The organism is Achromobacter sp. NPDC058515, from assembly GCF_042721735.1.
In the GTDB taxonomy this organism is placed as follows: Bacteria; Pseudomonadota; Gammaproteobacteria; order Burkholderiales; family Burkholderiaceae_B; genus Achromobacter.
This window is the reverse complement of the sequence record NZ_JBHXNI010000008.1, coordinates 61,931-87,407: the sequence shown is the minus strand read 5'-3', so window position 1 is coordinate 87,407 and position 25,477 is coordinate 61,931. Positions and strand designations below refer to the sequence as shown.

The window sequence follows — 25,477 nt, the reverse complement described above, 5'->3', positions numbered from 1 at the left end:
CGCGCTGCCTAGCATACGATCGCCCGCGCACCGCGGGCCGGCCCGCGGCGCACTGCCTTTGTTACCCGGAGTTTTCCCTTGAGCGACATCTACCACTTCAGCCGCGGCGCCACCCCGCTGCTGATCTCCATTCCCCATCTCGGCAGCCAGATCCCCGATGCGCAACGCGCGCAGATGACCCCGCTGGGCCTGCAGTCCGGCGACACCGACTGGCACCTGGACACGCTGTACCAGTTCGCCGAAGCGCTGGGCGCGTCCGTCATCGGCGCGCGCTACTCGCGCTACGTGGTCGACCTGAACCGCCCGCCCAACGACGAAAGCCTGTATCCCGGCCAGACCAAGACCGGCCTGTGCCCGACGCAGACCTTCCGCGGCGACGCGCTCTACCAGAACGACGCCGTGCTGACGGACGCCGAGCGCGCGCACCGCCTGCAGACGTACTGGCAGCCCTATCACGCCAAGCTGCGCGAAGAGCTGGACCGCATCAAGGCCGAGCACGGCGCCGTGCTGCTGTGGGAAGCGCATTCGATCGCCGGCGTGCTGCCGCGCCTGTTCGAAGGCAAGCTGCCCGACCTGAACATCGGCACCTCCGACGGCGCCGCCTGCGCGCCCGATATCCTGGCCGCCGTCCAGGCGCGGCTGGACAACTGCGCCGACTACACCTGGGCCGTCAACGGCCGCTTCAAGGGCGGCTACATCACGCGCCACTATGGCGCGTCGGCCGACAACGTCCACGCCATCCAGCTTGAGATGTGCCAGTCCACCTACATGGACGAGACGCACCCCTACGGCTACCGTCCCGACCTGGCGGACAAGGTCATTCCGGTCGTCGAAGGCATGGTGCGGGCGGCGCTGGGCCAGGCCATCGCGCGCCGGCGCTGAACACCCGACGCCCCGCCCAGGACGCCGCCCGCGATGAACCGCTTTTTGTTCAGCAGCACGGAAAACTATCCCGAATGGAGCCTGCTGCTGACCTGGGTGGCGGTGGTGGAAGCCGCGTCGGTGTCCGGCGCGGCGCGGCTGCTGGGCCTGTCGCAGGCCGCGGTGTCGCAGCGGATCAAGCAGCTGGAGGCCGCCATGTCGACCGAGCTGCTGGACCGCAGCACCCGGCCGGCCCGCCCCACGCCCGCCGGCGAACTGCTGTTTGACCACGCCGCGCGCCTGTTGGCGCAGGCGGGCGACATGACGGAAAGCGTGCGCAACCTGAGCCGGGCCAAGCGCAATATCGTCCGCTTCGGCTGCGTGGACTCGTTCGCGGGCACGCTGGGACCGACGCTGATCCACGGCCTGTCCGGCGCCTCGCGCCAGATCCGGCTGTGGTCGGGCATCACACCCGTGCTGGACAAGCAGCTGGAAGACCGGCAGCTCGACCTGGTGGTCACCACCAGCGCGTCGGCAGGCAAGCCCACCATCCGCAAGTACAGCCTGTTCAGCGAACCCTATGTGCTGATCGTGCCGCGCTCGATGAGCATGGACAGGATCGATACGCTGAAAGAACTGGGCAAGCGCACCCAGTTCATCCGCTACAGCGCGCGCTCCTTCATCGGCGCCGAGATCGACCGCCTGGTCGAATCGCACGGCGTGATGATCGAGCGCACCTACGAGTTCGACAATACGGACCCGCTGCTCAGCCTGGTCACGGCCGGGCTGGGGTTCGGGATCAGCACGCCGCTGTGCATCTGGCAGTCGCGCCATTTCCTGGAGCAACTGCGCGTGCTGCCGCTGGCGCCCTATCTGGGCATCGCCCGCGGCGAGGACGCCAGCCTGTCGCGCACGCTCTATCTGGCCGCGCGCCAGCAGGAAGTGGGCAAGCTGCCCACCGAGGCCCGGGACGTGATCCTGATGGCGATGGAACGCCTGATCCAGAAGGACATCGCCCCGGCCCTGGGGCTGCCGCCCGCCACGCTCTGGCGCAACCTGCGGCGCTGAACCGCGCAGCGTCAGGGCAGCGCGGCCGTCAAGGCCGGCACGGCCTCGAACAGATCTCCGACCAATCCGTAATCCGCCACGCCGAAGACCGGCGCGTCGCCGTCCTTGTTGATGGCGACGATGACCTTGGAGTCCTTCATGCCGGCCAGATGCTGGATGGCCCCCGAAATCCCCACCGCCACGTAGAGCTCGGGCGCGACGATCTTGCCGGTCTGCCCGACCTGCCAGTCGTTCGGCGCATAGCCCGCGTCCACCGCCGCGCGCGATGCGCCCAGCGCGGCGCCCAGCTTCTCGGCCAGCGGATCCAGCAGCTTGAAGTTCTCCGCGCTGCCCAGGCCGCGCCCGCCCGACACCACGGCGCGCGCGCTGCCCAGGTCGGGGCGTTCGGACACCGCGATTTCGCGGCTGACGAAACGGGACCGTCCCGTATCGCCCACTGCCTCGACCGCCACGACCGGCGCGCTGCCGCCTTCGCCGGATGCGGCATCGAAGGCCGTCGGGCGTATCGTCGCCACCACCACCGGATAGCCGCTCCTGACCGTGGCGATGGCGTTGCCCGCATAGATGGGACGCTTGAAGGTGTCGGGCGCCAGCACCTCGATCACATCCGACACCTGCCCCACATCCAGCAGCGCGGCGATGCGCGGCGCCACGCTCTTGCCATGCGCGGTGGCGGGCACGAACAGATGCGAGTAGCCGGCGGCCACCGCCACCGCTTGCGCGGCCAGGTTCTCCGCCAGCCCGTCGGCCAGCTGCGGCGCCTGCGCCAGCAGCACTTTTTCCACGCCGGCGACGCGGGCAGCGGCGGCGGCCGCGCCTTGCGCGCCGGCGCCCGCCACCAGCACATGCACCGGCATGTCCAGCTTGCCGGCGGCGGCGATGGCGTTGAGCGTGGCGCCGTTGAGCGCCTGTTTATCGTGTTCGGCAATAACTAGGACGGTCATCAGATCACCTTGGCTTCGTTCTTCAGTTTGTCGACCAGCGCGGCCACGTCGGCGACCTTCACGCCGGCCGCGCGCGCCGCGGGTTCTTCCACGCGCAGCGTCTCCAGGCGGGACACGGGGTCCACGCCCAGGCCTTCCGGCGTCTCGATGTCCACCTGCTTCTTCTTGGCCTTCATGATGTTGGGCAAGGTCACGTAGCGCGGCTCGTTCAGGCGCAGGTCGGCCGTGACGACGGCGGGCAGGGTCAGCTCCACCACTTCCAGGCCGCCGTCCACCTCGCGCGTGACGCGCGCCGTGCCGGCGCCGATCTCGATGGCGCTGGCGTTGGTGGCCTGCGGCCAGCCCAGCAGGGCGGCCAGCATCTGGCCCGTCTGGCAGGCGTCGTCGTCGATGGCCTGCTTGCCCAGGATCACCAGCGCGGGCGCTTCCTTTTGCGCGACGGCGCGCAGCAGCTTGGCAACCGCCAGCGGCTGCAGCGCGGCATCGGTCTGCACCAGCACGCCGCGGTCGGCGCCGATGGCCAGCGCGGTGCGCAGCGTCTCCTGCGACTGGGCCGTGCCGCAAGACACGGCAATCACTTCGGCGGCGGCGCCCTGCTCTTTCAGGCGCACGGCCGCCTCGACGGCGATCTCGTCGAACGGATTCATGGACATCTTGACGTTGCCGATATCCACGCCGCTCTGGTCGGCCTTGACGCGCACGTTGACGTTGTAGTCAACCACGCGCTTGACCGCGGCAATTACCTTCATGAAAACACTCCTGGGAAAAAGGGAATCAACAACCGCCCTGGCGCCTGCCCGGCGCCCCGGACGGGATGGAAAAGCCGGGGCCGGACGCAAGCACGGCGATGTCCAGCCGCACCGCGGCGACGCGCCCCGGGACCGTGGCTTCAGAGGGAAGGAAAAGGTCTCCCGCAGCGCCGCCGCCCACGCTGAACTCGCCCGCGGCCAGTTCGCGCTGCGCGCCGGGATCCGGCCCGCTCAGCCTTCCCGCGCTCACGGCCACGGTCATCCGGATGGTCTGGCGCTCCCCCGCCGCATCGGGCAAGGATCCGGCCGCGCAGGCTTGCGCCGTCCCGCCCACGCACGCAACCCGGGCGCGGGCCGCGCCGCGCTGGACGAACAGGTTCAGCACGCGCACCGGCCCGCCCGCCAGGCGCGACTGGTAGGCCGCGTCTCCGGCAAACCGCGCGGGCGCGCCCGGCAGCAGGGAAACCGGCTCGCCGTCGCCGCGCAGCTCGACGCCCTGGCCCATCAGCACGACGGACACCCGGTCATAGCCGGGAAAGCAGGAGTACGGGCCATCGGCATCGATGTCGGCAATGCTGACCCGCCAGCGCGCGCCGGCGTCCGCCGCCAGCGTGCGCGTGACGCCCCCGCCGTTTTTCCAGGGCTCGGGCGGCAGCGCAAGCCAGTTGGCTTGCGTCATGCCGCGAGCATCAGGAAACCGCGCCAAGGCCGTACTTCCCGGTCAGCAATGCGCCGCTCTGGAAGCGGCCCAGGTCATAGGGCTTGAGCGACACGTCGGTGGCCAGCCCCAGCGCTTCCTGCGCCAGCACGCGGCCCACGGTCGGCGACAGCTTGAAGCCATGGCCCGAAAAGCCGAATCCCACGATCAGGCCATCGACGCCCGCCACCCGGCCCAGCGCGGGGTTCCAGTCGGGCGTGACGTCATAGACGCCGGTCCACGACGACGCCAGGCCCGCGGTCTCGTAGGCGGGAAAGCGCTCGGCCACCTGCGCGCCCACTTCGGCCACGTAGTCCAGCGGGATGTCGCCCTGCTCGGCGTCGCTGTTCTGGAGCTTTTCGCCGACGATGCCTTCGCTCACCAGCATCTGGTTGCCGCCGTAGCTGCGGCAATACAGCATGCCGGGCGAGGCCAGGTCCTTGTAGACCGGCATCGAATACGTATAGGGAGCTTCGTCGCATTCCAGCACCAGCACCGCGTGGCGCTCCGGCACGACGGGCATGGCCACGCCCGTCCATGCGGCCAGTTCCGGCGTCCAGATGTTCTGGGTACTGATGACCAGCGGACTGGCGTAGTCGCCTTCGGAGGTGGACACGCCCGCCACACGGCCGTTTTCCACCAGCAGGCGGTGGACGTTGACGTTTTCGCGGATGGTTACGCCGCGGCGGCGCGCGCCGCGCGCAAAGCTGGTGGCCACGAGGTAGGCGTCGGCAAAGCCGGCTTCGGGTTCAAAGCCGATCAGCGCGGCGTCGTCAAAGGACGCGATGGGCAGCAGTTCGCGGGCCTGGGCGGGGTTCAGCAGTTCCAGCGCAATGCCTTGCGCCTGCTGCTGCGCCAGCGCGCTGCGCAAGGGTTCCAGCTTGTCGTTGTCGGCCGCGCTTATCAGGTAGCCGCATTTGACCAGGCCGCAGGAGGCCTCCTCGTCGCCCACGTAGCCGGCGAAGTTGTTGAACACGCTCCATGAGCGCTGGGCCAGCTCCACGTTCTCGCGCACGGAATAGTGGGTTCGCAGAATGCCGGAAGACTGCGAGGTGGTGCCCGCGCCTATCGTTTCCCGATCCAGCACCAGCACGTTCTTCGCACCCAGCTCGGCCAGGTGAAAGGCCACCGAACTGCCGATCACGCCGGCACCAATCACGATCACGTCATAACTTTTCACGACAAGGCTCCAAGGACAAGTGCCGCGAGTGTGAACCCGGCGTTTTGGGGCCGCCGCAATATAAGCATGGCGAATACTTAATAAAAGCATCGCGCCTGGATTGCTTAAGCGCGACGAATTTTGACCATCGTCGCTGCTTATATTCATGCCGCCGCCCGGCGCTCGGGCGACAGTCTCGTCTGCCGCACCCCAGAGTGCCGGCGACATGAAATCTATCAGTCAATCTACGTTCAAGTAGGGGAAAAATATGAACATGAATCGCCGCGCCATGCTGGTGCGCACCGCCGCCATCGCGGGCGCAAGCGCCCTTGGATTTCCCATGATAGGCCGCGCCGCCGGCGCGTCGTACACCTATGGCGGCTCCGCCTGGCTGGGCCATTATTCGGCCTACATCGCCATGAAGACGGGCCTTTTCGCCAAGCAGGGACTGGACATCAAGTGGCAGAGTTTCGCCACGTCCTCCGACCGCATGAGCGCCGTGATGGCCGGCAACATCGACCTGGCCGGCACCGGCGTGGTGTCGTCGCTGGCGCTGATGGCGGCCGGCGCGCGGCAGTTCCAGGTCATCGCCACGCCCAATAACTTCGGCCGCGCCGAGGGCGTGCTGGTGCGCGAAGACGTCAAGTCGGTGGAGGGCCTGAAAGGCAAGAAGATCGGCGTCACCTATGCGTCGAGCGCCCACGTGCTGTTGCTGGACGTGCTGCGCCAGGCGGGCCTGAACCCGGACCGCGACGTCTCCATCATCAACCTGCCCGCCACCAATCTGCTGTCGGCCTACCAGGGCGGGCAGATCGACGCGGCGGTGGCCTGGACGCCGGCTTTCGACCGCATCAAGGCCGTGCCCGGCACCCGCGTGCTGCTCGACGACACCGCGTTCTCGCTCTACAAGCAGTACGCCATCACCCCCGGCCCCGACGTGCTGCTGACGCACACGAGATTGGGCAAGGAAAACCCGGAGGCCGTGCGCAAGTTCCTGCAGGCGGTGTTCCAGGCCAACGCCATGCTGAGCGGGCAGCCCGAGGAAGCCGCGGGCGTGCTGCTGGAGCTGACCGGCCTGTCCAAGGCGGACCAGCTGGCCGTCATCAAGCAGACGCAGTGGTATTCGGCCGAGGACCAGAAGGCGCTGATGGTGGATCCGGGCAACTTCGTCAACGGCATGCAAAAGCTTGCCGAGATGCTGGTGTCGCTCAAGCAGATCGACCGCGCGCCCGCCGTCAAGGACTGGGTCCAGGCCTCGTACCTGTAAGCCGGGACAGTCTGCTTATGTCCACGCGTCCGTCTTCAAGGGAAACACGCCTGCTCTGGGTCAGCGTGTTTTCGCTTCTGTGTTTTCTGTTGCTGTGGGAAGGCCTGTGCCGCGCCGGCGCGGTCGATCCCATTTTCCTGCCCGCGCCGTCGCAGGTGCTGGCGCGCGCGCTATCCATGTCGGACCAGGGCACGCTGTTCTACAACGTGCTGGCCTCCACGCGGCGGGTCATGGTGGGCTTCCTGGCCGCCGTGATCGTGGCCATTCCGCTGGGCATCCTGCTGGGCACGTCCAGGGTGGCCCGCGCCGTCTTCGATCCCATCATCTCGTTCCTGCGTCCGCTGCCCTCGATGAGCTGGATTCCGCTGTCGCTGCTGTGGTTCGGCATCACCGAAACGCAGAAGTACAGCATCGTGTTCATGGGCTCCTTCGTGCCCGCCCTGCTTTATGTGATGGAGGCGTCGCGCAGCATCGATCCGGTGCTGGTGCGCGCCGCGCGCAACCTGGGCGCCAACCGCTGGCAGGTCATGCGCGAGGTGCTGTTTCCCGGCTGTCTGCCGCAGATCCTGTCGGGCATGAAGATCATTCTCGGCCTGTCCTGGACCTGCGTCATCTCGGCCGAACTGGTGGCCTCCAAGGAGGGCCTGGGCTTCATGATCATGAACGGCAAGGAGTTCTTCCAGACCGACACCGTGGTGCTGGGCATGGTGCTGATCAGTTTCACCGTGCTGGTGACCGATCTGTGTTTGCGGCTTCTTGAGCGATGGGTGCTGGCATGGCAACGATGAACGATACGATGATCCGGCTCTCCGGCGTCTCCAAGGCCTATGGCGACGTGACCGTGCTGGACAAGGTGGACCTCGATGTCAAGCGGGGCGAATTCCTGGTGCTGCTGGGCGCGTCCGGCTGCGGCAAGTCGACCTTGCTGAACCTGATGGCGGGCTTCATCACCCCCAACACCGGCACGGTGGCCATCAACGGCAAGCAGGTCGCGGACGTGACGGCCGCCTGCGGCATGGTGTTCCAGCAGTACGCGCTGTTTCCCTGGCGCACGGTGCAGGAGAACGTGGAGTTCGGCCTGAAGATGCGCGGCATGTCCCGGCAGGAGCGCGCGCCGATCGCCCGCAAGTTCATCGAGATGGTGGGCCTGAAGCAGGCGGCGGACAAGTACCCGCACGCGCTGTCGGGCGGCATGAAGCAGCGCGTGTCGATTGCGCGCGTGCTGGCCAACGACCCGGACGTGATGCTGTTCGACGAGCCGTTCGCCGCGCTGGACGCCATGACGCGCCAGGTGCTGCAGGAGCAGCTGTTGTCCATCTACGAGCAGAGCGGCAAGACGATCGTCTTCATCACGCACTCCATCGACGAGGCGCTGACCCTGTCGACCCGCATGGCGGTCATGGGTTCCAAGCCCGGCCGCATCGTGCAGGACATCCAGAACGACCTTCCGCATCCGCGCAGCGCCGACGTGCAGTTGTCGCCCCGCTTCGTGGAATTGAAGCGGGCCATCTGGGAACGCGTGCAGGAAGAAGTGACGAGCAGCATGGAGCTGGCCGGCGACTAGGGCCTGTTCTGCCACGCCCCCGTGCTGCGCCCCTCTTCCGCCAGGAATTCCACCAGCGCGGGCAAGGACGGGTCCATCGGCCGGTTGGCGTGGATGCGCATGACATAGCCCCACGAGCCCGGCATGCGCAGATGGGGCACCAGCGGCACCAGCCGGCCGCTGGCCAGGTCCTCGTCGATCAGCGGCGCCCGGCCCAGCGCAATGCCCACGCCCGCGGCCGCCGCGGCCACGACGGTGCTCAGGCCGCTCAGCACCATCGGGTCCTGCCAGTCCGCCCCCGCCAGGCCCAGCCTGGGGCTCCAGGTCCGCCAGTCGGTCTCGGGGCTGTCGATGTGCTTTTCCTCCAGCCAGCGGTGGCGCAGGAAAACACGGGGGTCGTCGCGGTCGGACGCGTCGATCAGCGCCGGGCTGCACACGGGCACGACCGTTTCGCTCATCAGCGGGATGTCGCCGGCTTCCGCGTTGTGCGGCCCCATCGCGCGCACGTGCAGAAAAGCCAGGTCGATGTCCTGGCTCTTCCAGGCCGGATCCTGGCTGGCATGCAGGTAAACCTGGATGTCGATATCCGGATGCAATTCAGTAAAGCGCCCGATGCGCGGCGCCAGCCACAGGGCGGCAAGCGAGGGGTTGGCCGACACGTTCAGCCTGTAGCGCCGGCGGCCGCGCGCCGTGGCGCGGACATTGCGGCAGGCGGTCTCCAGCAGGGTCAAGGCCTGTTGTACCGATGCGAGCAGGTCGGCGCCCGCTTCGGTGGTTTCGGCCCGGCGCACGGTGCCGCCCCGACGCAGCAGCGAGACGCCCAGATCGGCCTCCAGCGCGCGCAGCTGATGGCTGACCGCGCTCTTGGTGACGTTCAGTTCCGCGGCGGCGCGGCTCAGGCTGCCCAGCCGGGCAACGGCTTCAAAGGCGCGCAAGGCGGCCAGCGGCGGAGTGCGGTTGGGGAGATCGGCCATCGGTTGAGTTTATCTCAACCCATGATTGAAAAAGTATCGCTTTCGCGCGGGCGGCCGATCAGTGACCATGCAGGCTCTGGATGGAGTAATGCCATGTATTTCGATTCAAGGCTTTGGCGGCTGACGCTGGGCATGCGCGCCGGCATGGCGGGCGGCATCTTCCTGGGCCTGCTGGCCCTGGCGGCGGGCATCGCCCGCTATGTCTTCCTGGGCCAGCTGCTGGCCCGCGTGTTCGACGGCGCGCCCTGGCAGGACTGGATCACGCCCGCGCTGTGCGTGGCCGCGATGGTGCTGCTGCGGGCGTTCTTCGACCACTGTCGCACCGTGCAGGCCAACCGCTGCTCGGCCACCGTGCAGCACGTGCTGCGCGGCAGGCTGTACGACCGCATCGTGGCGCTGGGACCCGCGTGGTTCGCCAACCAGCGCACCGGCGGCATCATGCTGACCGTGGTGGACGGCGTCGAGCAACTGCAGACCTTCTTCGGCCAGTACCTGCCGCAGGTGGCGATCGCCGCGGCCGCGCCCTTCGCGATCTTTGCCGTGATCGCGTTCTGGGACGTGCCCACCGCGCTGGTCTTCCTGGGCGCGGCCCTGTTCGCGCTCTTTGGGCCGATGGCGGTGCACATGCTGGACCGGCGCGCCAGCCTGGCGCGCACGCAGTCGCTGAATGATTTTGGCGAAGACTTCCTGGACGCGGTGCAGGGACTGCCCACGCTGAAGTCCTATGGCCAGGGCAAGGCCTGGGGCCAGCGGCTGGCCGCCCGCGCGCGCAGCCTGTCGGACAACACGTTCTGGGTGCTGTCCGTCAGCCTGCTGACGCGCGGCATCAGCGACCTGGGCGTGGCGCTGGGCGCGGCGCTGGCGCTGACGCTGGGCGCCTGGCGCGTGGCCGCCGGCGACATGAGCGTGGAAGCCCTGCTGATCGTGCTGATGGCCGGCACCGAGATCTTCCGCCCGCTGCGCGACCTGCGTTCGGTGCTGCACCGGGGCATGCTGGGCCAATCGGCCGCCGTCAGCATCCATGCCCTGATGGACGCCCGGCCCCTGACCCCCGCGCCCGACGCGCGCGCAGCCGGCGCCGCCCCCGCCCGCCTGGCCCCCACCATCGAGTTCGACGGCGTCGCCTTTTCCTACACGCCCGAGCGGCCCGCCCACCAGGGCCTGGCGTTCACCATCGCGGCGGGCGAGCGGGTCGGCGTGGTCGGCCCCAGCGGCGCGGGCAAGTCCACCATCGTGCGCCTGCTGCTGCGCGAATGCGTGCCGCAGGCCGGCAGCATCCGGGTCGGCGGCCGCGACGTGAACACGCTCGACACGCAGACGCTGCTGTCGCACATCGCGCTCGTCAGCCAGGACATCACGCTATTTCACGGCGCCATCGACGACAACCTGCGGCTGGGCCGCCCGGACGCCACGCACGAGCAGGTGCGCGCAGCCGCCCGCGCCGCCAACATCGACGACTTCATCATGGCGCTGCCGGACGGCTACGCCACCCGCATCGGCGAACGCGGCCTGCAACTGTCGGGCGGCCAGCGCCAGCGCGTGGCGATCGCCCGCGCCCTGCTGCGCGACGCGCCCATCCTGATCCTGGACGAAGCGCTTTCGTCGGTGGACACCGAGAACGAAGCGCTGATCCAGCAGGCCCTGGACCGCCTGATGGCCGGCCGCACGACGCTGATCCTGGCCCACCGACTGGCCAGCGTCATCGGTGCCGACCGCTGCCTGGTCCTCGACCAGGGTCGCGTGGTGGAGTCCGGCCCGCATGCGGAACTGATGGCCCGGCGCGGCCTGTACTACCGCCTGATGCATGAACAGGCGGCGGCGCACCAGAACCCTTCGGCCGGCGCGGCCGCGCCGGCCGCCGCCCAGGCCGCGGCAACGCTGGGCGACGCGGCGCAAAACGACGGATCCGACAGGCAAGGACCCGCGCTGCGCGCGCTGGACGCCGACGCCGCGCATGTCGGGTGGCGCGCCACCCTGGGCACCCTGCTGTCGGTCGTGCGCCCATGGCGCGGGACGCTCGCCGCGACGATCCTGCTGGGCGTGGCGCGGGTGGCCGCCTTCATCGGCGTGGGCGTGTTCAGCGCGCTGATCGTGGCCGCCATCCGCGACGGGCGCGAGATCTCGGGCCTGATCGTGGGCCTGCTGATCGCGGCGCCCCTGGCCGCGCTGTTCCACTGGCTGGAATCATGGCTGGCGCACGCCATGGCGTACCAGCTGCTGGCCGACATGCGCGTCAAGCTCTACGACAAGCTTGAGCGCCTGGCCCCGGCCTACCTGCTGCAGCGGCGCTCGGGCGACCTGGTGGCGCTCGCCACGCAGGACGTCGAGATGGTCGAGTACTTCTACGCCCACACCATCGCGCCGGCCATCGTGTCGGTGCTGGTGCCGCTGTCCGTGCTGGGCTTCCTGGGCTTCTACAGCTGGCCCGTGGCGCTGGCGCTGCTGCCCTTCCTGGCCTATGCGCTGGTGTCGCCGGTGCGCGGGCGCCGCAAGGTCGACGCCCTGGGCGACAAGGCGCGCGAGGCGCTGGGGGAAATGAGCGCCCACACCACCGATACGATCCAGGGCCTGGCCGACCTGACCGCCTTCCAGGCCACCGGCCGCCGCCGCGACCAGTTCCTGCAGGTGGCCGACCGCTACCGCACGCGGCGCCTGGCCATCCTGCGCGATTTGTCCCGGCAGACCGCCTGGTTTGAAGTCGCGATGGGGCTGGGCGGCCTGGCCGTGGCCGTCGTGGGCGCGCTGCAGGTGCAGGCCGGCGCGCTGTCGGCCAGCATGCTGCCGCTGCTGGTGCTGATCGCGCTGGCGACCTTCCTGCCGGTATCGGAGATCTCGCAGGTCAGCCGGCAGCTCGCGGACACCATCGCCGCCACGCGCCGCCTGCATGTGGTCAGCAACGAGCCCGAGCCGGTGGTCGACGGCCCCCTGCCCGCGCCCGTCGCCACGCATGGCCTGTCGCTGGCGTTCGAGCATGTCAGCTTCGCCTATCCGGGCAAGAACGAAGACACCTTGCGCGATCTGAGCTTCACGGCGCCCGCCGGCGCCACGGTGGCGGTGGTGGGCGCCTCGGGCGCGGGCAAGAGCACGGTGGCCAGCCTGCTGCTGCGCTTCTGGGATCCGCGCCAGGGCATGGTGAAACTGGACGGCGTGGACGTGCGCCAGCTGCAGCTGGACGGCCTGCGCGAACGCGTGGCGCTGGTCACCCAGGACACCTATCTGTTCAACGACACGCTCGAAGGCAACATCCGGCTGGCGCGTCCCGAGGCCAGCCGCGAGGATCTGGCGCGCGCGCTGGAGCAGGCCGCGCTGGCGGACTTCGTGAAGAGCCTGCCCGACGGGCTGGCGACGCGGGTGGGCGAACGCGGCATGCAGCTGTCGGGCGGCCAGCGCCAACGCATCTCGATCGCGCGGGCCTTCCTGAAGAACGCGCCGGTGCTGATCCTGGACGAAGCCACCTCGCACCTGGACACCTTGTCCGAGATGCAGGTGCGCGGCGCGCTGGACGTGCTGATGCGGCACCGCACCACCCTGGTCATCGCGCACCGGCTGTCCACCATCCGCGACGCCGACCTGATCCTGGTGCTGGACCGGGGAACCCTGGCCGAAGCCGGCACGCACGACCAATTGCTGCGCAAGCAAGGGGCCTACGCGCGCCTGGCCAGCCACCAGGGCGGCTACGGCGTCGGCAGCGCGGCGCCTGTTCCAACCTAGCATTGGCGCGGGCAGGCGAAGCGGCGGCGGGAAGAGTTGAAAAAAACCCACAGCGCGCCTCTTCCCTGCACGCGCCACGTTGATTCGCCTACATCAATTCTATAGAATCAGCAATTCGGGCCTGTGCCCATTCCTTTACTCCACTCTACCCACCGACAGGGAGGCGCATGATGATGTATCCCATGCTCAACGCCATCCCGCGCGTGTCTCCGCGACGCCATTAAGTCGTCGCCCGCGCGGACCCATCGCCAGCTTTTTACCTGGCGACTGGTCCTCCGCGCCCGCCCCAAACCTTTAAACGCAATCGCCGGCCCCTGACGGGCGCATGGCTTGTTTTCCCCTCTTTCCTCACAAGGACATCCTGGCGTGTCTTGTGCCGCCAGGCCATTGCAATGGCTAGAAAAAAAATCGACTTTCGAGGACAGGCCTTCAAGGACGTCCTGGGCTTTACCTTCCGCTATTGGGGCCGGCAGCCCCTGCGCATCCTGGTCATCGCGGCGCTGGCGCTGCTGTCGGCGGTGGCTGACGTGCTGACCCCGATGTACGCCGGCCGCCTGGTCGACGCCGTCGCGTCCGGCGCCGCCGGCGAGCAGCTCGCCTGGAGCGCCGCCATCACGGCCTTCTGGCTGCTGGTGGCGCTGGGCGTGGGCGGCACCCTGCTGCGCCAGGCGGTGTTCCAGAACATCATCACGTTCACCCTGAAGATGATGAACGGCATCGCCTCCAACGCCTTCTACCGGGTGCAGCGCTTTTCCACCGACTGGCACGCCAACAGCTTCGCCGGCTCCACGGTGCGCAAGATCACGCGCGGCATGTGGGCGGTGGACGTGCTGAACGACACGCTGCTGGTGGCGCTGCTGCCGTCCGTGGTGATGCTGGTGGGCGCAACCGCCCTGCTGGGCGCGCACTGGCCGCTGATGGGGCTGGTGGTGGGCCTGGGTTCGGTGCTGTACATCGCGGTGACGGCGGCGCTGTCGCTGGGCTATGTGGCGCCCGCGGCGCGGCTGGGCAACGCCTGGGACACGCGCATGGGCGGCGCGCTGGCCGACGCCGTGAGCTGCAACGCGGTGGTCAAGGCCTTCGGCGCGGAAACGCGCGAAGAAGCGCGCCTGGACCGCGTCATCGACAAGTGGCGCCGCCGCACGCGCCGCACCTGGGTGCGCGCCACCTTCAACGGCGGGATCCAGGGCGCGATGCTGGTGGCCATGCAGGCCGCCATCCTCGGCGCGTCGCTCGTGCTGTGGTCGCGCAACCAGGCCAGCGTGGGCGACATCACGTTCACGCTGACGATGTTCTTCATGCTGCAAGGCTATCTGCGCGACGTGGGCATGCATATCCGCAACCTGCAGCGCTCGGTCAACGACATGGAAGAACTGGTGTCGCTGGAAAAGCAGCCGCTGGGCGTGGAAGACAAGCCCGGCGCGGGCGGCATCGAGGTGACCGCCGGCGAAATCCGCTTCGAGGACGTGACGTTCCGCTATGGCTCGCACAACACCGCGCTGTACGACAAGTTCTCGGTGCGCATCGCGCCGGGCGAACGCGTCGGCCTGGTGGGCCACTCGGGCTCCGGCAAGACCACGTTCATCAAGCTGATCCAGCGCCTGTATGACGTGAACGACGGCCGCATCGCCATCGACGGGCAGGATATCGCCCAGGTGAAGCAGGCGTCCCTGCGCAGCCAGATCGCCATCGTGCAGCAAGAGCCCGTGCTGTTTCACCGGACCCTGGCGGAGAACATCGCCTATGCCCGCCCGGGCGCCACGCAGGCCGAGATCGAGCAGGCCGCCCGGCTGGCCAGCGCGCACGACTTCATCATGACGCTGCCCAAGGGCTACGACACGCTGGTGGGCGAGCGCGGCGTGAAGCTGTCCGGCGGCGAACGCCAGCGCGTGGCGATCGCGCGGGCGTTCCTGGCGGACGCGCCCATCCTGATCCTGGACGAAGCCACGTCCAGCCTGGACAGCGAAAGCGAGGTGCTGATCCAGCGGGCGATGGACCGCCTGATGGAAGGCCGCACGACGCTGGTGGTGGCGCACCGGCTGTCCACGGTGCGCGCGCTGGACCGTCTGCTGGTGATGCACCATGGCCGCATCATCGAGGAAGGCAGCCACGATGCGCTGATCCGCTTGAAGGGCGGCCTGTACCGGCGCCTGTTCGAACGCCAGGCCCTGGAGCTGACCAAGGGCCTGACGCAGGCGGAGTTGCTGGAAGACGGCGCCGCGCCGCCGCCCGCGAAGGCCGAGGACGTGGACGCGGCGTCGTACGCCTTCGGCAAATAAGTCAGGCGGGGCGCTGGGCGAAGGTCAGGCGCAGGCCAAAGCCGATCAGGGCGGCGCCGAACACCACGCTCTGCGCCTTCTGCGCGCGCGGGCTGGCGGACATCCATCGGCCCACCGCCCCGCCCGCCAGCGCGCACATCACATCGAACGCCAGCCCCAGCCCGACCAGGATCACGCCCAGCACGGCGAACTGCTGAGCGATCGATCCCTGGGCGGGCGACACGAACTGGGGCAGCAGCACCGAGCAGAACAGCAGAGCCTTGGGATTGAGCACGCTGGTCAGCACGCCGCTCAGCAGCGCCGCGCGCCAGCCCGCGTGGCGGGGCGCGGCGCCGCCCGTGGCCGCATAGGACATCGGGCCCGCGCGCAACAGGCGCACGCCCAGCCACACCAGATAGCAGCCGCCCACCGTGCGCGCCGCGTCGAATGCCCAGGGATGGGTCTTGAACAGGGCCGCCAGGCCCAGCGCGGCCAGCGTCACATGGGCCGTCCGCGCAATCGCAAGCCCGGCCGCCACCGCCAGCGCCTGCCCGCGGCCGCGCAGCAGCCCGGTTTCCAGCAGCAGGATCATGTCCGGTCCGGGCACCACATAAACAATCGCCAACGCTCCCAGAAACAACGCCATATCGGTCATGATTGCGCTCCCACGCAGCTATTCCATGGCGTCATTCTAGAAAAAGCGGGCTGGCATGTGCATGCGATTCATGCCAACCGATAGGCCATTATTGGCATAATCAGCCAATCCCAACATTTCTGTTTAAAACTCATGCCAAAACGCGAACTCGACGCCTATGACCGGCGCATTCTCGATGCCCTGCAGAAGAACGGGCGCCTGACCAATGTCGAGCTGGCCGAGCAGATCGGCCTGTCCCCGTCCCCCTGCCTGCGGCGGGTGCGGATGATGGAAGAGGCCGGCGTCATCCAAGGCTATGAAGCGCGGCTGGACCCGCACGAAGTCGGCCTGGGGCTCACGGTGTTCGTGGGCGTGAAGGTCGAGCGCCACCACGAGCGCGACGCCGAGAAATTCCGGCAGGAAGTCAGCGCCCTGCCGGAAGTCGTCGCCGCCCATCTGGTGTCCGGCGAATCCGACTTCCTGCTGCAGGTGGTGGTGCCGGACCTGCGCGGCTATGAGCAGTTCCTGCTGCATACCCTGCTGAAGCTGACGGGCGTGAAAGACATCCGCAGCAACTTCGCCATCCAGACGGTCAAGCCGCAGAGCCCGCTGCCGCTGGACCATCTGGCCAGGTAAGGCGCGCCGGTCTAGGGCATCGCGGCGGCGGCGCGGTCCACCGCCGCGCAGCGGCGTTCGAAGCGCGCCTGGGACATCGCCAGGTAGCGCTCCACCACGGCCGGCTCCGAGGTCGCCGGCGTGCCGCCCGGGAACGGCGGCTTGGGGTCGTATTCAATCTGCAGCTGGATCAGCTTGGCCACATCCTCGCCGCACAGCGCCGCCACCACCTTCAACGCCATGTCGATCCCCGAGGTCACGCCGCCCGCGGTGTAGACATTGCCGTCCACGCACATGCGCTCGTCGCTGCGGATGGCGCCGAAACGCGACAGCAGCTCGCGCGCGCGCCAATGGCTGGACGCCCGCTTGCCGCGCAGCAAGCCTGCCGCGCCCAGCAGCAGCGATCCCGTGCAGATGCCGAACAGGTACTGCGCGCCCTGCCCCTGCCGGCGGGTGAAAGCCACCCAATCCGGATCAACAATGGCATCATCCGTGCCTGGACCGCCCGGCACCACCAGCAGATCGCACGGCGGAGCCGAGGACAGCGTCTGCGTCGGCACGAATCGCAGTCCGCGGTCGCAACGCACCGGGTCCAGCGTTTTTGCGACAAAATCCACGGTGAAGCCCGGCGCGTTCGCCAGCACCTCATACGGCCCGGTCATATCAAGCTGGGTCAATCCTTCGAACAAGACAAAATTCACATGCATGACGATGCTCCCTTGGAAACGCCAGCGTCCAGCATAGGCGGACGCGCCCGGCCCGTTGCGCCAAAATCCGCGCCAAACGCGCCACAACGCGTGGTGTTCGTCCTGTACGACGGCTTCCAGCCGCTGGACCTGGCCGGCCCGTGGCAAGCCTTCAGCTCGGCCAACGAAGAGGCGGGCCGCAAGCTCTATCAGTTAAGCACTATCGCCGCGACGCCGGTGGTCGCCACCTGGGAACAGGGGCTGCGCATGCAGGCGGACGCGACCTTCGAGGAAGACGGCGACGCGCCCATCGACATGCTGTTCGTGCCCGGCGGCCCCGGCGTGGACCGCGCCAGCGCCCACGGGGAAACGCGCGCCTGGCTGCGCCGCCGCGACGCCGGCACGGGGCGCACCTGCAGCGTCTGCACCGGGGCCTTCGTGCTGGCCGCCGCGGATCTGCTCAATGGCCGCGCCGTCACCACCCACTGGCGCTCGGCGGACCGCCTGCGCCAGCTCTACCCCGCCCTGCGGGTGGAAGACGACCGCATCTTCATCGAAAGCGGCAAATACTGGACGTCGGCGGGCGTCACCGCCGGCATCGACCTGGGGCTGGCGCTGATCGAGCGCGACTTCGGCGCGGCGCTGTCTCAGCAGGTGGCGCGGCGGCTGGTGGTCTTCATGCGCCGCAACGGCGACCAGCGGCAGTACAGCCAGATCCTGCGCTTGCAGGACCGGATCGCCGCGCCCTTTCGCGACCTGGTCGAGAAAATGGAAGCCAGGCTGTCGGCGCGCTGGTCGGTGGACGACATGGCCGACGCCTGCCATATGTCGCGCCGCACCTTCCAGCGCAAGTTCGCCGCGCATTTTGGCGTGGCTCCCACCGAAGTACTGCGGCGGCTGCGCGAAGAACGCGCCAGCGCGCTGCAAGGCGCCGGCGCGGCGCCGAGAAAAAGCAGCCCCTAGCCCGCCAGCCCCACCGACACGCCGCCGCACACGTACAGCAGCTGCCCCGTCATGAAGCCCGCGCGCGGGTCCAGGAACATGGCGACCGTGTGCGCCACCTCTTCCGGCCGGCCGACGCGGCCCACCGGGATCGAGGCTTCCAGCGCCAGCGTCTTGGGCGCGCCCGGCGGATTCGACTGATTGAACAGTTCGGTCGCGACCGGCCCCGGCGCCACGGTGTTCACCGTGATGCCGTCGCCGGCCAGTTCCAGCGCCCAGGTCCGGGTCATGCCCGCGAGCCCGGCCTTGGACGCGCCGTAGACCGTCCGCCCGCCTTTGCCCAGCGCGGCGCGGCTGCCGATGTTCACGACGCGCCCATATCCCGCCGCCCGCATGCCGGGCAGTAGCGCCTGCATCAGCAGGATGGGCGCGGCGACGTTCAGCGCCATCGTGCGCGCAAGCTCCTGCGGCGTGACGTCCTCGATATTGGCGACCTGGATCATGCCGGCGTTGTTGACCAGGTTCAGCACAGGCCGCTCGGCCGCGAGTTCGCGCGCCGCGGCAATGGTCGCCCCCGCATCGCCCAGGTCGACCGAACGGAAGGTTTCGCCGCGCAGCACCTGAGCGGGCGCCGTGCGGCTGAAGTTGACGACCTGATAGCCGTCGTCGAGCAAGCGCGCGACGATGGCGCGGCCGATCCCCCGGCTGCCGCCGGTGACAAGAGCGATGGGTATGTTCATTGCGCGGTGATTCCTTTGTCTTTGATGAGTCCGCCCCATTTCTTGCGCTCCGCGACTTCAAAGGCGGCCAGATCCGCGCCGAAGAGCGTGCCGGGCTTGGCGCCCATGGTGGCGAAGTTGGTGGCGATGACCTGGCTTTGCAGGCCGCTGCGGGCAGCGTCTATCAGTTGCGCGACGACGGGCGCCGGCGTATCGCGCGGCGCGTACAGCGCGAACCAGGCGGTGACGTCAAAGCCCGGCAGGCCGGACTCCGCAACGGTGGGCAGATTGGGCACCGACGGATCGCGCGCGGCGGAAGTCACGGCCACGCCGCGCACCAGGTTGCCGTCCTTGATCTGCGCCAGCGCGCCGGGCAGGTTGTCGAACAGCAGATCGACCTGCCCGCCCGCCACGGCGGGCAAGGATGCGGACGTGCCCTTGAACGGCACGTGCAGCATCGTCACGCCCGCCATCGCTTCGAAATAGGCGCCGGTCAGGTGCACCGACGAGCCGATGCCGGGCGAGGCGTAGGTCAGCTTCTTGTCCGGCGACTGCTTGGCCGCCTTGATGACGTCCGCCACCGTCTTGTAGGGCGACTTCGCGCTGACGGCGATGACATTGGGCGTGGTGGACACCAGCGCGATCGGCACCAGGTCGCGTTCGGGGTCGAACGCCATGTTGCTGTAGAGGAATTGATTGATGGTCTGCGTGCCGATGGTGCCCAGGCCCAGGGTGTAGCCGTCGGCTTTCGCGCGGGCCACGTAGGCCATGCCGATATTGCCGCCCGCGCCGGGCTTGTTTTCGACCAGCACGGTCTGCTTCAGGCCGGGCTGCAGCGCATTGGCGATGGCGCGGCCAAAGAGGTCGGCGCCGCCCCCGGGCGGGTACGGCACGACGACGGTGACGGGATGGTCGGGATACCCGGCGGCATGCGCCGAGGGCAGCGCCAGCAAGGCCAGCGCGGCGACAGCCAGCCTGGGCCACGCGGCGCGCGGATGCAGCAATTTCGTCATGGTTTTGTCTCCTATCGAATCCGCTGATTGCGGATTTCTTTTTAAAGTACGTAAATACGTACTATATTCATAAGAACATAGAAAACCGACAGGAGACAAGCAAATGAAACGCTGGACGCAACGCCCCGAAGGATCGACCTGGGGCGACTTCGGCCCGGACGACGAACTCGGCCGCCTGAACCTGCTGACAGAAGAGAAGGTGCTGCAGGCCGTGCGCGAGGTCCGCGCGGGCAAGGTGTTCTGCCTGTCGCTGCCGCTGGACCTGCCCGGGGGCAATGTGCTCAATCCCCGCCGCCACGCGCCCATGCTCAAGCCCACCTTCCGCGAGGGCACGCCCTACCTGAACTTCGCGATGTCGCAGGTGCAGCCCGATGCGGTGGACGTGCTGTCCGATGACCAGGTGACGCTATCCATGCAGTACTCCACGCAGTGGGACGGCCTGTGCCATGTCGGCGCCATGTTCGACATCCAGGGCGATGGCGAGGCCCGCCGCGTCTACTACAACGGCTACGCCGCCGGCGTCGATGTATTTGGCGGCGCCGATCCGGACACTTCCCCCGAGGCCTGCTGCCCGCCCGGCGGCTCATATGCGCGCAAGCTCAGCGTCAGCGGCTACGCGGAAAAAGGCATGCAGGGGCGCGGCGTGCTGGTGGACCTGGCGCGCGCGTTCGGCCCCGGCCGCACCCTGGTGGGCCACGCGGAGCTGCAGGCCGCCATGCGCGAACAGAACGCCGTGCTGGAAACGGGCGACATGCTGGTGCTGCGCACGGGTTTCGCGGAGAGCATCGTGGCGATGGGCGGCCAGCCCGATCCGCACAAGCTGGAAGAGACGGGCGCCGTGCTGGACGGTTCCGACCAGGCGCTGCTGGACTGGATCACGGATTCCGGCGTCGCGGCGATATGCGCCGACAACTACGCGGTGGAATCCTATCCCGCGCGCGCGTCCGGGCCCGGCCATTCGATCCTGCCGCTGCATCATCACTGCCTGTTCAAGCTGGGCGTGCCGCTCGCCGAGCTCTGGTACCTGAAGGACCTGGCCGACTGGCTGCACGCGCAGGGACGCAACCGCTTCCTCTTGACCGCCCCGCCCTTGCGCATGCCCGGCGCGGTGGGTTCTCCCGTGACGCCCATCGCCACGGTGTAAGCCATGACCTCGACTTTCTCCGAACACCTGGACCTGCTTGCCGCCCGCCAGCCGGACGCCACCGCGCTGGTCGACCAGGACCAGCGGATCAGCGTCGCCGCCCTGCGCGCGCAAAGCCGCGCGCTGGCCGCCGGCCTGGCCCGCATCGGCGTGCGCCCCGGCCACCGCGTCGCCGTCTGGCTGCCCAATTGCACGGCCTGGGTGGAATCCTTCCTGGCCTGCGCCCATCTGGGCGCGCTGGTGCTGGCGGTCAACACGCGCTTTCGCGCGCTGGAGGTGGCCGACATCCTGGGGCGCGGCCAGGCCGATTGGCTGGTGTTCTGGCCAGGCTTCAAGGGCATCGACTTCCAGGGCATCCTGGACGGCGTGGCGCCCGCGGACCTGACGCGCCTGCAAGGCGTGGTCGCGCTGTCCGAAGCGGGCGAACCCGTGGCCTCGTCGCTGCACGGCAAGCCGGCGCACCGCTATGCCGACCTGCTGGCCTGCGCCGACCCGGCGCCCGCCGCCCAGGGCAATGCGGGCGTGCTGTGCTTCACCACGTCCGGCACAACGTCCAAGCCCAAGTTCGTGCTGCATGACCAGCAGACCTTGCTGCGCCACGGCGCGGCGGTCGCGCGGGCGCACGGCTACGACGACCGCAGCTGCGTATTGGCCAGCGCGCCGTTCTGCGGCGCCTTCGGCTTCGCAACGCTGGCGGGCGGCCTGGCGCGGGGCGTACCCGTGGTCTGCGCGCCCGTGTTCAACGCCGCGCAGTCCGCCGACGCCATCGCCCGCTACGCGGTGACGCACACCTACGCCAACAACGAGGCGCTCGTGAGCATGATGCAGGCCGCGCCGCCCGCGAACTTCGCCTCGGCGCGGCTGTTCGGCTTTGCCAGCTTCACGCCGGCGCTGGACAACATGCTGGACCTGGCCCGCGAGGCCGGCGTGCCGCTCATCGGCCTGTACGGGTCCAGCGAACTGATCGCGCTGGTGGCCGGCCAGCCCCGCGATCCGGCCGAAGGCGATGTGTCGGCCCGCCATCAGCCCGGCGGCACGCTGGTCTATCCCGAAGCCCGGGTGCGCGCGCGGGACCCGGAGTCCGGGCAGGTGCTGCCCCATGGCCAGTCCGGCGAGATCGAGATCCTGTCGCCCAGCCTGATGCAGGGCTATCTGGACAATCCCGAAGCCACCCGCAACGCCGTCACCGACGACGGCTATTTCAAGACCGGAGACCTGGGCTACACGCTGACCCCGCGCCAGTTCGTGTTCCAGACCCGCATGGGAGACTCGCTGCGGCTGTCCGGTTTCCTGGTCAATCCGGTGGAGATCGAACAGGTCGTCGAAACCCTGCCCGGCGTGCGCGCCTGCCAGGTGGTGGGCGCGGCAAGCAAGGGCAAGATCGTGCCCTACGCCTTCGTGCTGCTGCACGAGGGCGCCCGCGCGGACCCCGCCGGCTGGACCGCCGCCTGCAAGGCCGCCATGGCGGGTTTCAAGGCGCCGGCGGGCTTTACCGTGCTGGACGCCTTCCCCTCGGTGGAGAGCGCCAACTCGGTCAAGATCCAGAAGCACCGGCTGCGCGAGATGGCGGACGCTATGCTCTCGGATTCTTCATCCTAGCCCTCGGCCCGACCATGCCCGCCCGCAAGCTCTTCTCGCGCAGCCCCCAGCCGCTCTACCTGCAGGCGGCTGCGCTCTTTCGCAGCCATATCCAGAACCGCACCTGGCGGCCGGGACAGCAGATCCCGCCGCTGGAATCGCTGATGGAGACCTATGGCATCTCGCGGGCGACCATACGCCAGGCCTTCGGGCTGCTGGAAGAGGACGGCCTGATCCGGCGTTCGCGCGGGTCGGGCACCTTCGTCAACGCCGAGCTGCCCGAAACGCCCACGCTGCTGATTCCCAAGACCTGGGCCGAGACCGTCGAGCTGAGCAACCAGCTGGGCACGGTGTCGCTGGTGGAATCCAGCGCGGATTCGCCGCTGCCCGACACGCTGGGCATGCCTTGCGGCGCCGACCGCAGCGGCAGCTTCCAGTACCTGCGCCGCGTCCACACCACGGAGGCCGGGCCCTTTTGCTATAGCGAGGTCTTCCTGGACAGCGGGCTGTTCCGCAAGCACCGGGCCCGCATCCAGAAGAGCACGGTGGCGCCCGTGCTGGACCAGTTCTACGGCGCGCGCATCACCGAGGCGCGCCAGGTGCTCAACGTAATCGAGGCGGGACAGGAGTCGGCGGAATCCTTGCAGATTCCCGTGTCGTCTCCGGTGGCCGAACTGCGCCGCTATGCCTGCATCGATGGCCGCGTGGTGTATTTCGCGCGGCTGGAGTTCCCGTTCCGGAAAGTGCGGATGGAGTTCGACCTGCTGACCAGCCGCTGACCGCAGCGCCCCAACCCGACCCAAGGAGCCCATCCAACGCCACGCCGACCGCCGCAGTCCCACAACAAGGCGCCGCAGCACGCCATAACAAGCGCCAGCGCAATCCGAGAATCAGCCCCCACGCCGCACCCGCTTCCGCAGGCTTGCTGCCCCCAAAGGGGGCGGTCTTGCCTTGGGACGGCCCGGCGGCCAAACAAATCCGGCACACAGGGAGACAAACCATGAGACATGCCGAAAAGCCCCGGATTTCATTGCAGTGCCGCAGCACGCTTGCCCAGTTGTTCGCCATGGCGGCCGTCGCCGCCGCGCCCGCTGCCTTAGCGCAAACGCCAGCCCCCGCGATCTCCGACGACGTGGTCCGCCTGGGCCTGATCCTGGACATGAGCGGCGTCTACGCCGACGTGACCGGCAAAGGCAGCGCCACCGCCGCTGAAATGGCGATCGCCGATTTTGGCGGCACGGTGCTGGGCAAGAAGGTGGACCTGATGGTGGTGGACCATCAGAACAAGGCCGACATCGCCGCCGCCAAGGCGCGCGAGTGGTACGACACCCAGAAGGTGGACGCCGTCATGGACGTGGCGGGCTCCGCGCCCGCGCTGGCCGTGCTGGAAGTCGCGCGGGAAAAGAAGAAGATCGTGGTCTTCAGCGGTCCAGGCACCGAACGCATCACCAACGACCTGTGCTCGCCCTATTCCGTGCACTACACCTACGACACCTGGTCGCTGGCCAACACCACCGCGCGCGCCACGGTCGAGCAAGGCGGCAAGAGCTGGTACTTCCTGACGGCCGACTACGCTTTCGGCCACACCTTGCAGGCGTCCGCCACGGAAGTCGTAAAGGCCAACGGCGGCACCGTCGTGGGGGCCTCGCGCCATCCGCTGGGCTCCAGCGACTTCGCCTCCTACCTGCTGCAGGCGCAGGCCAGCAAGGCGCAAATCGTGGGCCTGGCCAATGCGGGCGGCGACACGGTCAACGCCATCAAGGCGGCCAGCGAGTTCGGCCTGACCAAGGGCGGGCAGAAGATGGCGGGCCTGCTCCTGTACATCAACGACATCCACGCCATCGGCCTGGACGCCGCGGCCGGGCTGACGCTGACCGAAGCCTTCTACTGGGACATGAACGACCAGACCCGGGCCTGGTCCCAGCGCTACTACGACAAGCTGAAGAAGATGCCCAACATGAGCCAGGCGGGCACGTATTCCTCGGTAATGCACTACCTGAAGGCGGTGCAGGCGGCGGGCACTGACGAGCCCGTCGCGGTGATGAAGCAGATGAAGTCCATGCCGATCAACGACTTCTTCGCCGCCAACGGCCGCATCCGCGAGGACGGCCGCATGGTCCACGACATGTATTTGTTCGAGGTGAAAAAGCCGTCCGAATCCAAACGGCCCTGGGACTACTACAAGCTGGTGGCCACCCTGCCGGGAGACCAGGCCTTCATGCCGCTGTCGAAGTCCACCTGCCCGCTGGTGAAGAAGTAGGCGCGATGCGGCGGGCAGGCGCTGCGCCTGCCCGCCGCGCCGGCTATCGGGCGTCCGGCGCCGCGATCGCCTCTTCCAGCATCTCCAGCCGGTCCTGGCCCCAGAACACTTCGCCCCGGTACACATACGCGGGCGAGCCGAACACCCCGGCCTTGACCGCGTCGTCCGTGTTGCGGCGATAGGCCGACTCGATGGCGGGCTGCGCGGCCGCCGCCAGCAGCGCCGGAGCGTCCAGCCCCAGCCGCTCCAGGATGCCGCGCAAGGCGGCGAGATCGGAAATGTCCTGCTCGTCGCACCATTCGGCCTTCAAGATGGCCTTGTACAACGCCGGCACCGGCAGCCCGGCGCGATCGGCCGCGATCACGATGCGGGACGCCAGGCCCGCGTCGGGACACATGAAGGCCGGCTGCGGATTGACGTGGATGCCCAGCTTGCGGCACCAGCGCGCCAGTTCCGCCACGCGATAGGCCTGGCGTTCCGGGGACCGCCGGCCCAGCAGCACGCCCCCGGTGCGCGCATAGACATCGGGCAGGTCCACGGGCAGGTGGCGGATCGCCGCCTGTTGCCGCGCGGCCAGCGCCTCCAGCCGGTCGGCGCCCAGGTAGGCCCAGTCGGAGTTCATCCAGAAGTAATAGTCGATCGTCTTCATGTCGTC

The 25,477-nt window shown here is 68.6% G+C and carries 23 protein-coding genes; 13 read left to right on the top strand and 10 right to left on the bottom strand.

Annotated features, from left to right (window positions below):
* Positions 1-78 precede the first annotated feature (78 nt).
* Together hutG and ACFWP0_RS15630 are read left to right on the top strand one after the other, a co-directional pair.
* Positions 79-882: an N-formylglutamate deformylase gene (gene hutG, locus ACFWP0_RS15635; protein WP_377843518.1), complete on the top strand. Its 804-nt coding sequence runs from the start codon at positions 79-81 to the stop codon at positions 880-882.
* A gap of 33 nt (positions 883-915) precedes the next feature.
* Positions 916-1,929, top strand: a complete 1,014-nt coding sequence (locus ACFWP0_RS15630) for a LysR family transcriptional regulator (RefSeq protein ID WP_377843516.1) — start codon at positions 916-918, stop codon at positions 1,927-1,929.
* An 11-nt stretch (positions 1,930-1,940) separates the two neighbouring features.
* Here ACFWP0_RS15630 and ACFWP0_RS15625 read toward each other — a convergent pair whose 3' ends face one another.
* Genes ACFWP0_RS15625 through ACFWP0_RS15610 form a run of 4 tightly spaced genes read right to left on the bottom strand, consistent with a single transcriptional unit; the run spans position 1,941 to position 5,499 of the window.
* On the bottom strand, positions 1,941-2,873 hold the full coding sequence (locus ACFWP0_RS15625) for an electron transfer flavoprotein subunit alpha/FixB family protein (protein WP_377843514.1): 933 nt from the start codon (positions 2,871-2,873) through the stop codon (positions 1,941-1,943).
* Positions 2,873-3,622, bottom strand: coding sequence for an electron transfer flavoprotein subunit beta/FixA family protein (locus ACFWP0_RS15620; protein WP_377843513.1), 750 nt, complete (start codon positions 3,620-3,622; stop codon positions 2,873-2,875). Before ACFWP0_RS15620 ends, ACFWP0_RS15625 begins: the two co-directional genes overlap by 1 nt.
* A 25-nt stretch (positions 3,623-3,647) precedes the next feature.
* Positions 3,648-4,301 carry a HutD family protein gene (locus ACFWP0_RS15615; protein WP_377843511.1) on the bottom strand — a complete coding sequence of 218 codons (654 nt, stop codon included), beginning with the start codon at positions 4,299-4,301 and terminating at the stop codon, positions 3,648-3,650.
* Positions 4,302-4,311: 10 nt separating this feature from the next.
* Entirely contained in the window at positions 4,312-5,499 is a 1,188-nt protein-coding gene (locus ACFWP0_RS15610) for an NAD(P)/FAD-dependent oxidoreductase (protein ID WP_377843509.1), read from the bottom strand.
* 247 nt (positions 5,500-5,746) lie between these two features.
* Here ACFWP0_RS15610 and ACFWP0_RS15605 point away from each other — a divergent pair, with 247 nt between their 5' ends.
* From ACFWP0_RS15605 to ACFWP0_RS15595, 3 genes are read left to right on the top strand one after another with little or no spacing between them, the layout of a single operon-like run.
* Positions 5,747-6,745: an aliphatic sulfonate ABC transporter substrate-binding protein gene (locus ACFWP0_RS15605; protein ID WP_377843507.1), complete on the top strand. Its 999-nt coding sequence runs from the start codon at positions 5,747-5,749 to the stop codon at positions 6,743-6,745.
* Between the two features lie 17 nt (positions 6,746-6,762).
* Entirely contained in the window at positions 6,763-7,533 is a 771-nt protein-coding gene (locus tag ACFWP0_RS15600) for an ABC transporter permease (RefSeq protein WP_377843505.1), read from the top strand.
* Positions 7,521-8,309: an ABC transporter ATP-binding protein gene (locus ACFWP0_RS15595; RefSeq protein ID WP_377843503.1), complete on the top strand. Its 789-nt coding sequence runs from the start codon at positions 7,521-7,523 to the stop codon at positions 8,307-8,309. Before ACFWP0_RS15600 ends, ACFWP0_RS15595 begins: the two co-directional genes overlap by 13 nt.
* Here the strand turns inward: ACFWP0_RS15595 and ACFWP0_RS15590 are convergent.
* Positions 8,306-9,262: a LysR substrate-binding domain-containing protein gene (locus ACFWP0_RS15590; protein WP_377843501.1), complete on the bottom strand. Its 957-nt coding sequence runs from the start codon at positions 9,260-9,262 to the stop codon at positions 8,306-8,308. The genes ACFWP0_RS15595 and ACFWP0_RS15590 overlap by 4 nt on opposite strands.
* 93 nt (positions 9,263-9,355) lie before the next feature.
* Between ACFWP0_RS15590 and cydC the strand changes: the two genes are divergently transcribed.
* Both cydC and ACFWP0_RS15580 read left to right on the top strand, forming a co-directional pair.
* Positions 9,356-12,973 (top strand): thiol reductant ABC exporter subunit CydC, encoded by a 3,618-nt coding sequence (cydC, locus tag ACFWP0_RS15585; RefSeq protein WP_377843499.1) that lies wholly within the window; start codon positions 9,356-9,358, stop codon positions 12,971-12,973.
* A 392-nt stretch (positions 12,974-13,365) separates the two neighbouring features.
* A complete protein-coding gene (locus tag ACFWP0_RS15580; RefSeq protein WP_377843497.1) occupies positions 13,366-15,252 on the top strand; it encodes an ABC transporter ATP-binding protein in 1,887 nt (628 codons plus the stop codon).
* Between the two features lies 1 nt (position 15,253).
* Here ACFWP0_RS15580 and ACFWP0_RS15575 read toward each other — a convergent pair whose 3' ends face one another.
* On the bottom strand, positions 15,254-15,886 hold the full coding sequence (locus ACFWP0_RS15575; protein ID WP_377843496.1) for a LysE family translocator: 633 nt from the start codon (positions 15,884-15,886) through the stop codon (positions 15,254-15,256).
* 132 nt (positions 15,887-16,018) lie between these two features.
* On the opposite strand from ACFWP0_RS15575, the gene ACFWP0_RS15570 reads away from it, so the two are divergent.
* Positions 16,019-16,501: an Lrp/AsnC family transcriptional regulator gene (locus tag ACFWP0_RS15570; RefSeq protein WP_377843494.1), complete on the top strand. Its 483-nt coding sequence runs from the start codon at positions 16,019-16,021 to the stop codon at positions 16,499-16,501.
* Between the two features lie 11 nt (positions 16,502-16,512).
* Here the strand turns inward: ACFWP0_RS15570 and ACFWP0_RS15565 are convergent, their stop codons facing one another.
* Positions 16,513-17,187: a DJ-1/PfpI family protein gene (locus tag ACFWP0_RS15565; protein ID WP_377843492.1), complete on the bottom strand. Its 675-nt coding sequence runs from the start codon at positions 17,185-17,187 to the stop codon at positions 16,513-16,515.
* Positions 17,188-17,277: 90 nt separating this feature from the next.
* On the opposite strand from ACFWP0_RS15565, the gene ACFWP0_RS15560 reads away from it, so the two are divergent.
* Positions 17,278-18,129 (top strand): GlxA family transcriptional regulator, encoded by an 852-nt coding sequence (locus ACFWP0_RS15560; RefSeq protein WP_377843490.1) that lies wholly within the window; start codon positions 17,278-17,280, stop codon positions 18,127-18,129.
* Here the strand turns inward: ACFWP0_RS15560 and ACFWP0_RS15555 are convergent.
* Both ACFWP0_RS15555 and ACFWP0_RS15550 read right to left on the bottom strand, forming a co-directional pair.
* Positions 18,126-18,848, bottom strand: a complete 723-nt coding sequence (locus ACFWP0_RS15555; RefSeq protein WP_377843488.1) for an SDR family oxidoreductase — start codon at positions 18,846-18,848, stop codon at positions 18,126-18,128. The genes ACFWP0_RS15560 and ACFWP0_RS15555 overlap by 4 nt on opposite strands.
* The gene (locus ACFWP0_RS15550; RefSeq protein ID WP_377843487.1) at positions 18,845-19,840 is read right to left on the bottom strand and encodes a Bug family tripartite tricarboxylate transporter substrate binding protein; all 996 of its coding nucleotides are present in this window, start codon (positions 19,838-19,840) and stop codon (positions 18,845-18,847) included. The genes ACFWP0_RS15555 and ACFWP0_RS15550 overlap by 4 nt, the downstream gene beginning before the upstream one ends.
* Before the next feature lie 103 nt (positions 19,841-19,943).
* Here ACFWP0_RS15550 and ACFWP0_RS15545 point away from each other — a divergent pair, with 103 nt between their 5' ends.
* The 4 genes from ACFWP0_RS15545 to ACFWP0_RS15530 all read left to right on the top strand — a co-directional run bounded on the left by ACFWP0_RS15545 (position 19,944) and on the right by ACFWP0_RS15530 (position 24,822).
* Entirely contained in the window at positions 19,944-20,984 is a 1,041-nt protein-coding gene (locus ACFWP0_RS15545) for a cyclase family protein (protein ID WP_377843485.1), read from the top strand.
* A 3-nt stretch (positions 20,985-20,987) separates the two neighbouring features.
* Positions 20,988-22,583, top strand: a complete 1,596-nt coding sequence (locus ACFWP0_RS15540; protein ID WP_377843484.1) for an AMP-binding protein — start codon at positions 20,988-20,990, stop codon at positions 22,581-22,583.
* A gap of 14 nt (positions 22,584-22,597) precedes the next feature.
* A complete protein-coding gene (locus ACFWP0_RS15535) occupies positions 22,598-23,341 on the top strand; it encodes a GntR family transcriptional regulator (RefSeq protein ID WP_377843482.1) in 744 nt (247 codons plus the stop codon).
* A 221-nt stretch (positions 23,342-23,562) separates the two neighbouring features.
* Complete coding sequence (locus ACFWP0_RS15530) at positions 23,563-24,822, top strand: ABC transporter substrate-binding protein (RefSeq protein ID WP_377843480.1); 1,260 nt, start codon at positions 23,563-23,565, stop codon at positions 24,820-24,822.
* A gap of 43 nt (positions 24,823-24,865) precedes the next feature.
* Here the strand turns inward: ACFWP0_RS15530 and ACFWP0_RS15525 are convergent, their stop codons facing one another.
* Positions 24,866-25,471, bottom strand: a complete 606-nt coding sequence (locus tag ACFWP0_RS15525) for a 2-hydroxychromene-2-carboxylate isomerase (RefSeq protein ID WP_377843479.1) — start codon at positions 25,469-25,471, stop codon at positions 24,866-24,868.
* Positions 25,472-25,477: the final 6 nt, after the last annotated feature.